15 protein-coding genes and 1 tRNA gene are annotated in these 12,174 nt (G+C 58.4%); 6 read left to right on the forward strand and 10 right to left on the reverse strand.

Annotated features, from left to right (window positions below; genetic code table 11):
- Positions 1 to 20 precede the first annotated feature (20 nt).
- Positions 21 to 689: an HAD family hydrolase gene (locus EV281_RS01065; protein WP_132651128.1), complete on the forward strand. Its 669-nt coding sequence runs from the start codon at positions 21 to 23 to the stop codon at positions 687 to 689.
- A 97-nt stretch (positions 690 to 786) separates the two neighbouring features.
- Here the strand turns inward: EV281_RS01065 and EV281_RS01070 are convergent, their stop codons facing one another.
- Complete coding sequence (locus EV281_RS01070; RefSeq protein WP_132651129.1) at positions 787 to 1,098, reverse strand: hypothetical protein; 312 nt, start codon at positions 1,096 to 1,098, stop codon at positions 787 to 789.
- Positions 1,099 to 1,150: 52 nt separating this feature from the next.
- On the opposite strand from EV281_RS01070, the gene EV281_RS01075 reads away from it, so the two are divergent.
- The gene (locus tag EV281_RS01075; protein WP_132651130.1) at positions 1,151 to 1,393 is read left to right on the forward strand and encodes a hypothetical protein; all 243 of its coding nucleotides are present in this window, start codon (positions 1,151 to 1,153) and stop codon (positions 1,391 to 1,393) included.
- Between the two features lie 72 nt (positions 1,394 to 1,465).
- Here the strand turns inward: EV281_RS01075 and EV281_RS01080 are convergent, their stop codons facing one another.
- Entirely contained in the window at positions 1,466 to 3,439 is a 1,974-nt protein-coding gene (locus EV281_RS01080; RefSeq protein ID WP_132651131.1) for a protein-L-isoaspartate(D-aspartate) O-methyltransferase, read from the reverse strand.
- 93 nt (positions 3,440 to 3,532) lie between these two features.
- Positions 3,533 to 4,462 carry an NADP-dependent oxidoreductase gene (locus EV281_RS01085; RefSeq protein WP_132651132.1) on the reverse strand — a complete coding sequence of 310 codons (930 nt, stop codon included), beginning with the start codon at positions 4,460 to 4,462 and terminating at the stop codon, positions 3,533 to 3,535.
- 207 nt (positions 4,463 to 4,669) lie between these two features.
- Here EV281_RS01085 and EV281_RS01090 point away from each other — a divergent pair, with 207 nt between their 5' ends.
- Together EV281_RS01090 and EV281_RS01095 are read left to right on the forward strand one after the other, a co-directional pair.
- The gene (locus EV281_RS01090) at positions 4,670 to 5,134 is read left to right on the forward strand and encodes a YbhB/YbcL family Raf kinase inhibitor-like protein (RefSeq protein ID WP_132651133.1); all 465 of its coding nucleotides are present in this window, start codon (positions 4,670 to 4,672) and stop codon (positions 5,132 to 5,134) included.
- A 51-nt stretch (positions 5,135 to 5,185) separates the two neighbouring features.
- Entirely contained in the window at positions 5,186 to 5,449 is a 264-nt protein-coding gene (locus EV281_RS01095) for a hypothetical protein (RefSeq protein WP_132651134.1), read from the forward strand.
- A gap of 131 nt (positions 5,450 to 5,580) precedes the next feature.
- Here EV281_RS01095 and EV281_RS01100 read toward each other — a convergent pair.
- Positions 5,581 to 5,657, reverse strand: a tRNA-Pro gene (locus EV281_RS01100).
- 500 nt (positions 5,658 to 6,157) lie between these two features.
- Here EV281_RS01100 and EV281_RS01105 point away from each other — a divergent pair.
- On the forward strand, positions 6,158 to 6,379 hold the full coding sequence (locus EV281_RS01105; protein WP_132651973.1) for a hypothetical protein: 222 nt from the start codon (positions 6,158 to 6,160) through the stop codon (positions 6,377 to 6,379).
- 27 nt (positions 6,380 to 6,406) lie between these two features.
- On the opposite strand, the gene EV281_RS01110 is transcribed toward EV281_RS01105, so the two are convergent.
- A complete protein-coding gene (locus EV281_RS01110) occupies positions 6,407 to 6,640 on the reverse strand; it encodes a DUF982 domain-containing protein (RefSeq protein WP_184327104.1) in 234 nt (77 codons plus the stop codon).
- A gap of 172 nt (positions 6,641 to 6,812) precedes the next feature.
- On the opposite strand from EV281_RS01110, the gene EV281_RS01115 reads away from it, so the two are divergent.
- Positions 6,813 to 7,025, forward strand: a complete 213-nt coding sequence (locus tag EV281_RS01115) for a hypothetical protein (RefSeq protein WP_132651136.1) — start codon at positions 6,813 to 6,815, stop codon at positions 7,023 to 7,025.
- A 90-nt stretch (positions 7,026 to 7,115) separates the two neighbouring features.
- Here the strand turns inward: EV281_RS01115 and EV281_RS01120 are convergent, their stop codons facing one another.
- The 5 genes from EV281_RS01120 to EV281_RS01140 are packed head-to-tail and all read right to left on the reverse strand — an operon-like array spanning position 7,116 to position 12,043.
- Positions 7,116 to 7,409, reverse strand: coding sequence for a helix-turn-helix domain-containing protein (locus EV281_RS01120; protein WP_132651137.1), 294 nt, complete (start codon positions 7,407 to 7,409; stop codon positions 7,116 to 7,118).
- The gene (locus EV281_RS01125) at positions 7,406 to 8,680 is read right to left on the reverse strand and encodes an O-antigen ligase family protein (RefSeq protein ID WP_132651138.1); all 1,275 of its coding nucleotides are present in this window, start codon (positions 8,678 to 8,680) and stop codon (positions 7,406 to 7,408) included. The genes EV281_RS01120 and EV281_RS01125 overlap by 4 nt, the downstream gene beginning before the upstream one ends.
- Positions 8,677 to 10,239, reverse strand: coding sequence for an undecaprenyl-phosphate glucose phosphotransferase (locus tag EV281_RS01130; protein WP_132651139.1), 1,563 nt, complete (start codon positions 10,237 to 10,239; stop codon positions 8,677 to 8,679). Before EV281_RS01130 ends, EV281_RS01125 begins: the two co-directional genes overlap by 4 nt.
- A gap of 55 nt (positions 10,240 to 10,294) precedes the next feature.
- Entirely contained in the window at positions 10,295 to 11,464 is a 1,170-nt protein-coding gene (locus EV281_RS01135; protein WP_132651140.1) for a glycosyltransferase family 4 protein, read from the reverse strand.
- Positions 11,465 to 11,467: 3 nt separating this feature from the next.
- Complete coding sequence (locus EV281_RS01140) at positions 11,468 to 12,043, reverse strand: polysaccharide biosynthesis/export family protein (protein WP_132651141.1); 576 nt, start codon at positions 12,041 to 12,043, stop codon at positions 11,468 to 11,470.
- Positions 12,044 to 12,174 lie beyond the last annotated feature (131 nt).

Here is a 12,174-nt window from a genome sequence, read left to right on the forward strand (position 1 = left end):
CGCTTCGCAAGGAACATCCTGTGTCCTCATCTCATCGCGTTCTCGGCAAGACCTATGATGCCTTCCTCTTCGATATGGACGGCACGGTGCTGAATTCCATCGCCGTTGTTGAGCGCGTCTGGAGCGAATGGGCTATCCGCCACGGTTTCGAACCTGAAGTCCTTCTCAAGACCATTCATGGCGTTCGCGCAGCCGATGCCATCCGTCAGCTCGGTCTTCCCGGTGTTGATCCGATCGCTGAGGCCAAGCTTCTTCTGAAAGAGGAGATGGAGGATTTCGAGGGCATCATCGAGATTCCAGGTTCCATCAGCTTCTTGAATGGGCTCCCAACCGACCGCTGGGGTATCGTCACCTCCGCGCCCATCGAACTCGCTCGCCGCCGTATGGCGGCCGCGGGTATCCCAATGCCGAAAATGATCGTCAGTGGTGAGGAAGTATCGGCAGGCAAGCCCAGTCCGGAATGTTATCTGCTGGGTGCCAGCCGTCTCGACGTCGATCCGGCTTGCTGCCTGGTCTTCGAGGATGCGGTTGCCGGTATTCTCGCCGGTGAAGCCGCTGGTGCCGATGTTGCCGTCATTACCGAAACCCATACGACGCCCTTCGAGACGCCGCATTTCACGATTTCCAATTATGCCTCCTGGCAGTCGCGTGTGGCGCCGGATGGAAAGCTTGTTTTGTCGGCCCTATAAAGTTGGCGGTGAGGGGGCAGAATTTATAGCCGACACCCGACATGGATCTGCCCGCTGGATGGATTCGGTCCGGTGGTAGGACAAAGACCGGCAAGGCTCAGAGCCTGATGCGATTGCCCAGATTGTCGATCATCTGCAGCACCTTGCCATCCGTCTTGATGGTGATGCAGTCCGTCTGCTTGTTGGGGAAAAGAACGCAGATCTGGCCATTCGAAATCTTGTAGCCGTTCGGATTGCCCTTGCGGTATTCATACCCGTTCGGGGCCCTCTGCAGGTCGCTGGCGCCCTTCAGGAGCTGACGGATCTCATTTTCCCTGGCGTTTCGGAACTGGACGTTTTCTGCCAATGCGATATGCGAGGACGCCAGCGTCACGATCACGCCGATGAGAAGTGAGCGGCTTGGCAGCATATGGTAAACTCCAGGCAACGGTAACGGTCTGCAGGAAATCGAAGAGAGTAAAATGATCAGGGTTGCGCTTGCCCTAGCTTTAGCAATGCTTGCCGGTAATGCAATGGCTGTCGATCCGACAAATCCGCGCGTCGATCGCCAAAACCGCCAGGATTGCCGCCGCTTTCCTGAGCGCTGCGCCGGCGACGACCGCAACCGCAATCGTCGCGATTATTATCGTGACAACATGCGCCAAGGCTCCGGTCAATACATCTACCGCGGCCAGCGTCGCATATGGACGGATGAATCACGCTGAGGGCAGCGCCGATGCACGCCTTCCCGATCTCTGCTAGGCAATCGATCGCGACTTTGATGAGCCTGTCACTCGTCAAAGACCGAAGGGAAAGGTTTCCTGACTGCCTCCGGCAGCTTTTTGCCGGTAGAGCGGCGTCAAGGCATGGGTCTCGTCGAACCACAGGAAGGCGTCGTATTGCTGGGGCAGGGAGGTCAGCATGTAGTGGCTCAGGCGTTCGGTTTCCGGCCTGTAGATGACACCGATGAAACGTTGAAGCCGTCGATCGATAAGTCCTGCATGGAGATCCTGGTTGCGGTCGAAATCGAGGAAAAACCGTTCCTTTCCGACTTGATGACACAGATCCTCGTAACTGTCCGCAAGTGCCGGATTGATCTTCTTCTTCTCGGCCAGCCCGTCCCAGTTGCTTGCCGCCAGAACTTCGCCGGAATGTGTGCCGCAGCCGATGAGGCTGGTCATGCCGTCTAAACGCTGCCGGCAGAGCTGGCCGAGATTGAGTTCATCACGCGCGGCGGACATCTCGGTAAAGCGCGCGTCACCGATATGAGAATTGTGCGCCCACACGATCATTTTGGCGTCCGGCCCATGGAAATCGAGGAGATGCTCGATGGTTTCGGCCATGTAGGTGTCACGCAGGTTCCAGGCTTTAGAGCCGCCATAATACATGATGCGGTAATATCGCTCTGCCGCTGCCAAAAGCCTTGCTGACTGTGTCGCGTCAAGAAAACCATCATCATCGCTATCACTCTCGCCGAGAGACCTGGTTAGAAGCTCTTGGCATTGTTGCGCTACGGCCTCCTCGCAGGATTTATAGGCGTCGGTCAGAATCGCGCGCCCATAGGTCACAGGATTGTTCTGCCAGGGGCTGAGGCAGCCATAGCGTTCACGGGCGACCACGGCGGCATCAGGACTGACGCGATCGAGATAATCGATCACCATGCGGATGGACTCCGTCATGTTGTAGAGGTCGAGCCCATAAAAGCGGATGGCATCCACTCGCGATGCCTGCCGCCGGGCGTTTTCCGCACGCATCCACCGAACGAACTCGACGAATTCCGCATTGTGCCACATCCAGGCGGGGAAACGTTCGAAGGAGCGGCCCTGCGGAAAATCTCGCCCGGTAATCAGCCGATCGACGGCTGCTGCATCCGGCCAATCAGCTTCGACCGCGATCAGGTCGAAGCCGTGGCGCTCGATCAGATGCCGGCTGATGGCGGCGCGCGCATGGTAGAATTCGGCCGTGCCATGGGTAGATTCACCGAGAAGGACGACCCGGCTGTCGGCAAAGCGATCGAAGAGCCGTGTGAAGCTTTCGTCATCAACTGACGAAAATGTCTCGGCGGTGTCTGAGATCAGTTGCGCGGGCGTTCTTTCGGTCCGCGCGGCAGGGGTATAGAGCGGATGCGCCGCCGTCCACGCATCCTCGCCGATCAGTGGAACAAAGAGTACGCCGCCAAGATCTTCTTCTTCGAATGCGTCCGCGCTGATGCGAGTAATGCGCTTGAGACGCTGCTGGTCGTTGCGGCCGACGGGGATGATCAATCGTCCACCAAGATCGAGCTGTTCTTTCAAAGAGGGGGGTACCTCCGGCGCCCCGGCCGAGACGATGATTGCGTCGAAAGGAGCTGCCTTGAGCCATCCCTTGCTGCCATCGCCGATGCGAACGTCGATATTGCTGTAACCAAGCCGGGCAAAACGTTCTCGCGCCTGTTGGGCAAGCGCTTCATGTCGTTCGAGAGTGTAGACATGTCTTGCTATGCGGCTGACGACTGCGGCCGCATAACCGGAGCCGGTGCCGACTTCGAGCACCTTGTCTCCCGCATCGAGATCGGCCTTCTCGATCATCAGCGCAACAATGAAAGGCTGCGAGATCGTCTGGCCCTGGCCGATTGAAAGCGGCGCGTCTTCATAGGCGAATTCTTCGAAGCCGGGATCTACGAACATCTCCCGCGGTACGATGCGCATTGCGCGGGCGACGGTTTTGTCCCGAATACCGCGGCGGATAAGATGCTGCTCCACCATGCGGTCGCGGTCGCGGATTAGGTTCATGAGAGACCTCCTGTATCCGGCAAGTCTGCGTGGAATCCTCAGATGGCGCAGTCGCAATTCGGCACGAAGCTCAGGACATTTCGGTGCGCATGTTCACCCAAGCACGCGAAGAACGAGTTTTCCGCGAACATGGGTGTTCTCAAGGGCTTTCTGTGCCTCTGCGACCTGGCCGAGATCAAATGTCTTGTCGACGACGACCTTGACCTTTCCCTCGTCAATCAGATCGGCGATCTCCTGCAATTGAGCGCCGCTCGGCTGGGCGGTGTAGCGTCCGACGCGGATCTTTCGCTGGGCGGCCCCTGCGGCATCGGGTTCCGTCAGGGTCGATATCAGAGCGCCGCCCGGCTTGATGAGATCGAAGCTACGCTGCTGAGTGTCGCCGCCGACGAGGTCGAAGACGAGATCGACCGGTTCGACCTGGTCTTCAAAACGCTCGCTCTTGTAGTCGATGGCTTGATCGGCGCCCAGGTCTTCGACGAAGGCCTTGTCTGTGCCTGATACCGTCGTCGCGACCCAAGCGCCGCGGGCCTTGGCAAATTGAATGGCAAGGTGGCCGACGCCGCCCGCCCCACCATGGATCAATACGCGCTGGCCGGGCCGCAGATCGCCGTGATCGAAGAGACCCTGCCATGCGGTTATGCCGGCGAGTGGTACAGCGGCGGCGGTGATCGGATCGAGTGATTTCGGTTTCATCGCGATTTCATTTGATCCGGCAATTACGAATTCCTCATACCCGCCGTTTTTCGGCGACAGGAAGGCGAATACCTGATCGCCCATTAGGAAGCCGGCAACGTCATCGCCGAGATCGGCGATCTCGCCGCAGACGTCACGGCCGAGCACATGGGGAAGTTCCTTCTCCGTTACGACAGGGTATTTACCCTCCCTTATCTTGGCGTCGACCGGATTGACGCTTGCGGCAAGAACGCGGATGACAACTTCGTGACCGGCGGGGATCGGCTCGTCCACCGTCTCGATTTTTAGAACCTCGGGACCGCCGAAGCGATGAATGCGGACGGCGCGCATCGCATTTCCTTTCAGGTTGTGGGTAAGGACAGGTTTCTCGACATTCGAACAACATCTGCCGGAAAAGGTTCCCTGTTCATCGATCAAGCACGGTCGAAGCGGGAACTTTGACGCCCGGCCCATGTTGGACGTGTAGGTTTGAAACAATCCTCAGATTGTGGAACGGCAAACAGGCATTGCCGGTCCTGACCGCCTAAGGAGGCCTTCATGTCATTCACACTCACGAGTTCCGCTTTCGCTGACGGGGTAGCTATTCCGATCAAGTATACGCGGCTCGGCGAAAACATCGCGCCACCTCTTACATGGGCCGGAGCACCGGACGCGGCACGGAGCTTTGCGCTCATCGTCGAAGATCCGGATGCGCCGAACGGAACTTTTCGTCATTGGGGCGTCTTCAACATACCGGGTGACCGCAACGCCTTGCCGGAAAGCAGCGACACGGCACCGAATGGAGGGCCGCGTTTTTGCGACAACGATTTCGGCAATGGCCGCTATGATGGTCCCCAGCCGCCCAAGGGCCACGGCATACATCACTACCACTTCAGACTGGCGGCGCTCGATGTGCCGAGCCTGTCAATCCCGCCTTCGGCGGGCATCCAGGCGATGTGGCGGGAGGCACAGAAACACACGATCGCGGAAGCCTCTCTGACCGGCACGTTTGAACAAAGGTGACCGGTTGCGGGCTCAACGTACTCGGCTGATTGCCGTGCGCAGGAGGATAGATTGGCTATTTATCGACGCCTTCAAAAAGGTCAGGAAAAGCCGGGCGATCTGGTCATCAAGCTTTACCATTCCGGTGAGGAGATCCGCGGTTTCGTCCGCAAGGTGACGAGCCAGGGTAAGGATGACAGCGTTTTTCCCGGCGAGGAGATGGAACCGTCCGCCGCGCTCCAAATCGCCCGCAGCCACCTGCATGGGGCGAGTGAGATCCTGATCGAACTCTCAGAAGGCGTTGAGTGGGATGCCCGATGGGGTACATTGCACTAGGGCAATTCAAGCAGAGTGTGGAGCGGTTAAAATATCACCGGCCATAGCTCGGCGGCACGGAGCGTCATTTTGAGCCATCGACCGGATGTCAAATCGTCCTGATATTATGACTGAGATTTCAAGGGATTAAATGGTCGGGGCGACTGGACTCGAACCAGCGACCCCTTGACCCCCAGTCAAGTGCGCTACCGGGCTGCGCTACGCCCCGACCTGCCGAAACGGCTTGCTTCTGTTAGACTTTTCGGTTTTTGGACGCAAGGGAAAAATGCCGTCACGATGATAAAACGGAATTTATCCAAGGGATAGCTTTGTCCTGTCTCCCTCGGTACGGCCCGGAGCCTTTATAACCCGGCAATGAATACCGAAAAAAGTGTATGCAAGGTGGCAAAAATCCTTGCGCATGTCGGTGCGGAATGGAGACCCTTCCGTCCTTCCAAAGATTCTGCGCTAAGCTGATGCGGCATTTTTCGAGCCGAATATAGATTTTCGGTTGCGATTCTTTATATGCTAAATTTAAGGTAAACTATTCTATTAATATTTTCCATAATATTTCCGATTTGAGCGGTAATTTATTTCATGTTTATCTGACATATAACTATGAATGAAGCGGATGTCCGCGTTATTCCAAATTTGTGATTGGAATTTATCGCCTTTCTGCTGCTGAGCGTGTAAAGAAGAGAAATCGTGGGAAAGCTTAATTTCGGGCTTATGACGATCTGCAATAACAAACAGGATTGCCGGCAGAGCCTTGCTGCTGCATTCAAGGCCCTCTCCGTTGAGGCTGTGAACGCTGGCTGGCCGGAAGGGGAGGTTGCTCTTGCGCTTGCGGAGCTCGCCGAAACACACGTGGCCGAAGTCGGCGCCAAGGTAATTGTCGAAGGCTTCAACCAATCGCAGCTTTACGCAGCAGCTGGCCGGGTGAAATTCTAAGCTGAATTCTGACCGGCCGTTCAGTTCTTACACCAGTAGGTCGGCGGTCCTAGCAGCCTTCGCGAATGAGACCTGGGCTGCACATACGCTTCTCAGTCCATCAAGGCAGTGCTGAGCTATGCGATGTTTGCGGCCACGCTTGGCGGGCCACCGTTTGAGATATTCAACTGCTTCCCAGGCGGTTGCGACAATGAAGCTGCTGCTTGGAAATTTAGTTCTCATGGGCGAGGGGAAGCGTTTTTCGCTCACGGCTCCATCCATTTCATTCCTAAAACCGCCCGCAACGCATGAGGCAGAAGATTGTTCCCGGCGAAATGATTACGCGGTTGCTAAAATCTGGGGCTACGCGCATAATGCGAATGAGGCTGGCAGGGAGGGCGTCGGCTGCGCAACAATGATGATGCGTTGTGCCCTCTAAGGGAAATGTGGCGCGATGTTGAAATCGTCAGTTCACCCCCAGGATTTACCGCTCTTTTCGGAAGATATCGACCTGCTGTCGCAGGTTCTAAGCCGGGTTTGCGATGACGGTGGCATCGCTCCCCGCACGCCGGAAGCCGACCGGATCGGCGCGGCCCTCATTCAGCTTTACAAGCAGGGCGTGAAGGACAGCGGCAAGCTGACCGTTCTCGCCAAGACCTATCTTTGAAGCTCGGTTCTCCTCGCTCTTTACACCGTTCCTGGCGGTCTTAGACACAGGCTGTCCCCAACGGGATAGCTCAGAGATCGGGCGGTTCCGTCAGTCGTCGTTGGCAGCGTTGAGGTTTTCCGGCCTTATGCCGTCATCGTTGGAACTGCGGGCGCGCAGGCGTATGCCAGGGCCGCCTTCGTCCTGGTTCCCGCTGGCGATGAAAATGATGCCATGCGCTTCCAGTGTGTTGCGCACGTCGATCGTGGCGCGCGTTTCGCCCGTCCATTCGCCGTTTTCCAGCGCCTGGATTGTTTCGACGGAAAGTCCTGCATGAGCCGCGAGGTCCTCGATGCTCATGCCGATCATGGCGCGTGCGCCGCGTATCTGTGTCCCTGTAATCATGCGGGAAATTTAGCGCTTTTACCGAACTTCTCAAGTCTTTGTGAGCGGCCTGAGCGCTGGTGGCGAACTTCCAGCGCAGCACAACCCCAGACGATGCCGAACAACAGATAGACATGCCGCCAGTGGTCGATATCGATCACGTTGCCGATTGCAGCATGACCGAGAACGGAAATCCAGGCGACCATGAGAAAGGGCTGCCATGGCCGGTCGAGCAGCATATTGCGGAAGCCGAGATAAAGCGTCCAGCACAGCATACCGACATAGCTGATGAAGCCCAGCCAGCCATAAGTGGTCAGCGATTTCAGCCAGATATTGTGCTCGTCTTCCGGAAACATGGTGCCGAAAACCAGCGGACCAATGCCGAGCGGCCGTTCCATCATCATCTGGAAGCCGATGCGATGGCGGTCGAAACGGCCAAGGTGCTCACCGTCATATTGCTGCACGAGTTGGGCGCGGGTGGAGAAAAGCTCGCTGACCTTGGGAACCTGCAGCGCGACCAGAAGCGCGGCCACCATCAGAATGATCGCGCCCAGCGACAGGACCAGCACCCGCAGTCGGAACGCGCCGCTGCGTTCCTTCAGCAGCATGATGAAGATCAGCACTACCACCCCAAAGGCGAAAAGCCCCCAGGCCGCGCGCGAGAAGGAAAGGAAGATGCCGAGCGCCAGGATGAGCAGCGCTCCCGCCTTGATCGGTGACGTCTTGAGATTGCCGGCGAGAATGCCATGGACGAGGTAAAGGCCCGGCGGCACGAGGAAGGGCCCGAAAACGTTCGGATCCTGAAAGGCGCCCTTGGCGCGGTCGTAAAGTGTGAAGACTTCCGAGCCCGGAAAGGCATGGAAATAGCCGAGGATGCCCAGAAGGGAAGTGATGACAGCCGCAAAATTCCAGGCATTGAAGATCAGCGGCAGCCGCTTGTGGCTGTCCTCGATGATCGCAGCATAGAAGATGGAGGTCAGCGCCAGGAAAGTGGAGACGGCAATATACATCGGGCCGGTCGCCAGATCCCGCATCTGCGTGAGCGATAGCATGCCGCCGATGTTGAAGGTGAGCAGCAGTGCCATCAGCGGCGCGGTCGTGCGGGATATCTTCAGGCCGAGTATGAACCAGAGGCCGATCAGCCCTGCCATCCACAACTCATAAGGTGCTGGTTCATCGATGACGAAGCCGGAAAGAAAGACCCCGAAAGCGACCGCCGCCGAGCCGATGAGACGCAGCGTCAGCCGTTGCGGCTGGGCCACGCGCGGATGGGAGGCGGCGACGGCGCTCAATAGGCGTTTTCCGTGTTGAGCAGCCGGATCGGCGTCAGGAACAGGATCTTGAGGTCGAACCAGAGCGACCAGTTCTCGATGTAATAGAGATCGTACGCAGTGCGAAACTTGATCTTCTCGTCATTGTCCACTTCGCCGCGCCAGCCGTTGATCTGCGCCCAGCCGGTGACGCCGGGCTTGACGCGGTGGCGGGCAAAATAGCCGTCTACGATATCGGCGAAAGCGCGGTCGCGCGCCTGAGCCAGCACGGCGTGCGGGCGCGGGCCGACCAGCGAAAGTTCGCCCTTCAGCACGTTGAAGAGCTGCGGCAACTCGTCAATCGAGGACTTGCGGATGAAGCGGCCGACAGGGGTGACACGCGGATCGCCCTTGGTGACGGCAGCCCGCGCCGTCGGATCGCCCATGTTGGCGTACATCGAGCGGAATTTGAAGACGTTGATGATCTCGTTGTTGAAGCCATGACGCTTCTGCATGAAGAAGACCGGCCCCTCCGAAGTCGCCTTCACGGCGATCGCCGTCGCCAGCATGATGGGCCAGAGCAGGCAGAGAGCGATGGTGGCGAAGAAGATATCGAAAGCGCGCTTGGCAACGGAATCCCAGTCGCGGATCGGCTTCTTGAAGATGTCGAGCATCGGCACTGCGCCCACATGCGAATAGGCACGCGGACGGAAGCGCAGGCGATTGGCGTGGGCCGCAAGACGGATGTCGACCGGCAGCACCCAGAGCTTCTTCAAGAGTTCGAAGATGCGTGCTTCGGCAGACAGCGGCAGGGCGATAATCAGCATGTCGATGCGCGTCATCCGCACGAATTCGACGAGTTCACTCACCGTGCCGAGCTTCGGATAGCCGGCGACCATGATCGGCGAGCGCTTCTCGCCGCGGTCGTCGAAAATGCCGCAGATACGGATATCGTTATCCGCCTGCTGCTCCAGCATACGGATCAGTTCCTTGGCGGGTTCGCCGCCGCCGACGATGACGGCGCGGCGTTCCATGATGCCGTTGCGCGCCCAGTTGCGTATGCCCTGTGCCACCAGGAAGCGCTCGACAACCAGGAAGAGCGTGCCTGCAATAAACCAGATAGCATAGGATGCCGCAGTCGCAGTACCGAGGCCGAGGAAGAGCGAGAAAACGCCTGCCGTCAGCACGAACGCGATGGCGAACGCTGCGACCGCACGCGGCAGATATCGCACGCGGGCTCTGAGCGCCGGAATGGAATAGGCATCGGCGAACTGAAGTGCCACGACGGTCAATGCCGAAACGATCGCCGCCGTGACGGCCCGCGTCAGGAAGGTGTCGTTGCCATCGCCGGGCGCGAAATAGAAGGCGGCAAGGCCGATGACGAATTGTGTGAGGAATTCCAGCAGCCGCAACTGGCCGATGATGATGGCAGGCGAATAGGTTCCATCACGAAACTGTTCGGCAATCTGACGGGCATAGGGATTGATATCAGGCGTTTCGCCGACCGCAGATGTGTAGGCCTCGCCGCGCGTCTCTGTGTCGGAGACCTGCTTGCGCAGGACTTCCACGTCGAACTGTCCGCTCTTTTCCAGCTTGTTCATGGGGCTTCATCGCTCGTTGATGTGAGCGGGATAACATGAAGCCCCTAAAAAACTTTTACGAGGCGGCCCGGATTGCCTGTGCCGCAACGGGATTTACGAGTTCCCGGTAGAGTTTCAGCACCTCGCCGGCCATGACGGGCGCAGAGAAGACCGATCGGACCGCGTCGGGAGAGGGCATGACCTTGTCGTGCCAGCCGGGTACCGTCAGGGCCTCGGCCATCACCCGCGCCAGATCGTCGGAATCTCCCGGTGTCACCAGAGCGGGACTATCGGCGCCGAGTACCTCGGGAATGCCCCCGACGCGCGAGGCGATCACGGTCTTGCCCGCACCAAGCCCTTCCAACACTATGTAGGGCATGGCTTCGGCCCGGGAGGGAACGACGAGATTCTGCGCCATGGCGAAGGCTTCTTTCACGCGCATGGCCGGTAGCATGCCGATGCGCTTGCCGAGGCCGCGCTCGACCATCATTTCGCGGTATCGATCGCGGTCCGGTCCGTCGCCGATCATCAGCGCCGAAAGCGGTCGCCCGAGCAGGCGCTCGGTCTTGGCGAATGCATCGATGAAGAGATCGGGACCCTTGAGGTCGCGCAGCATGCCGACATAAATGAAGTGCACTGCATCGGAGCGCGTCGGAACGTCAGAAAAATCCCGCGCCCCGATGCCGTTATAGATCAGCCGGTTCTTGACCAGCGGCCGACCCACTTTGGTCGAATAGGTCTGTCGCTCATATTCGCAGATGAAGACCAGCGCATCGGTAAAATATTCCTGCAGCCGTTCCATGCGCAGCACGAACTGGCCAAGCAGGGAGGCGCGCGAATAGTGCAGGCTTCCGCCATGCGCGGTATAGAGGCGGGCTACGCGATACCTGTTGACCCGCAGGGCTGAGCCGGCAAGCCGCGCGAGCACGCCGCCTTTGGCGCCGTGCCCATGCAGCACATCCGGCCGCAAGCTCCTGATTTCCTTGAATGTGTTCCAGAGCACCATGGCATCTGACGGGCTGATCGAGCGCCGTATAGGAATGCGCGTCAGGCCGAGCGAAAGAAAGGGGCGGATATCGTCGAAAAGACGGTCCTCGTATTCGCCGCCAGTCGAACTGTCGCAGATGATGCCGATCTCGTGACCCGCCTGGCTATGCTCCTCCACCAGGTCCCGGACGTGACGGAAGATTCCGCCGACCGGCGACCTGAAGCAGTGAAGGATGCGAAGAGGCCTCTGCTCTGCCATCGGCTAGAAGAGCCGTTCGCGGACATAGATCGTATCGCCGGCGACGATCGGGCCCGAAATATTGACGCGACCCGTCAATACCTGTCCGTTGATCTTGCGCGTGACGTCGACCATGCTCTGATTGGCGCGACTGGTAAAGCCGCCAGCGACTGCAATGGCATTCTGCACAGTCATGCCGGGCACGTAGGCGTACTGGCCGGGTTGACCAACTTCGCCCATGATGAAGATGGAACGATACCGGTCGACATCGATGGTGACGTCGGGATCGCGCAGATAGCCTTGTTGCAGCTTCTGGGCGATCTGGCCGGAGAGCTGCTGCAAGGTGCGGCCGCGGGCAGGAACCTGGCCGATAAGAGGGAATGCGATATAGCCGGCCTGATCCACCGTATAGGTGTTGGTCAGCGTCGCCTGATCGAAGACTGTTATGCGCAGGCGGTCGCCGCTGTCGAGCGAATAAGGCTGGATCGTTGCCTGATTGAAGGCCTTCGGCGCAGGCTGATAGGTGGTGCAGCCCGCCAATGCAGCCATTGTGGCGGCCAGGCTCATAGCCATCAGGATTTTGGGCTGGACGAAGGGCATCCGGGTTGCTCGCAGGAAGATAATTCAGTCGAGCCGTTATCGATCTATTAGGGTTAATGCCTGGTAAAAAATCCGCCGATTTCCGCAATTCCTTCATCGGAGGCACCTCATTTGAGATGGGAATTGCCATT

It is taken from the genome of Rhizobium sp. BK418, from assembly GCF_004341105.1.
Classification (GTDB): Bacteria; Pseudomonadota; Alphaproteobacteria; order Rhizobiales; family Rhizobiaceae; genus Rhizobium.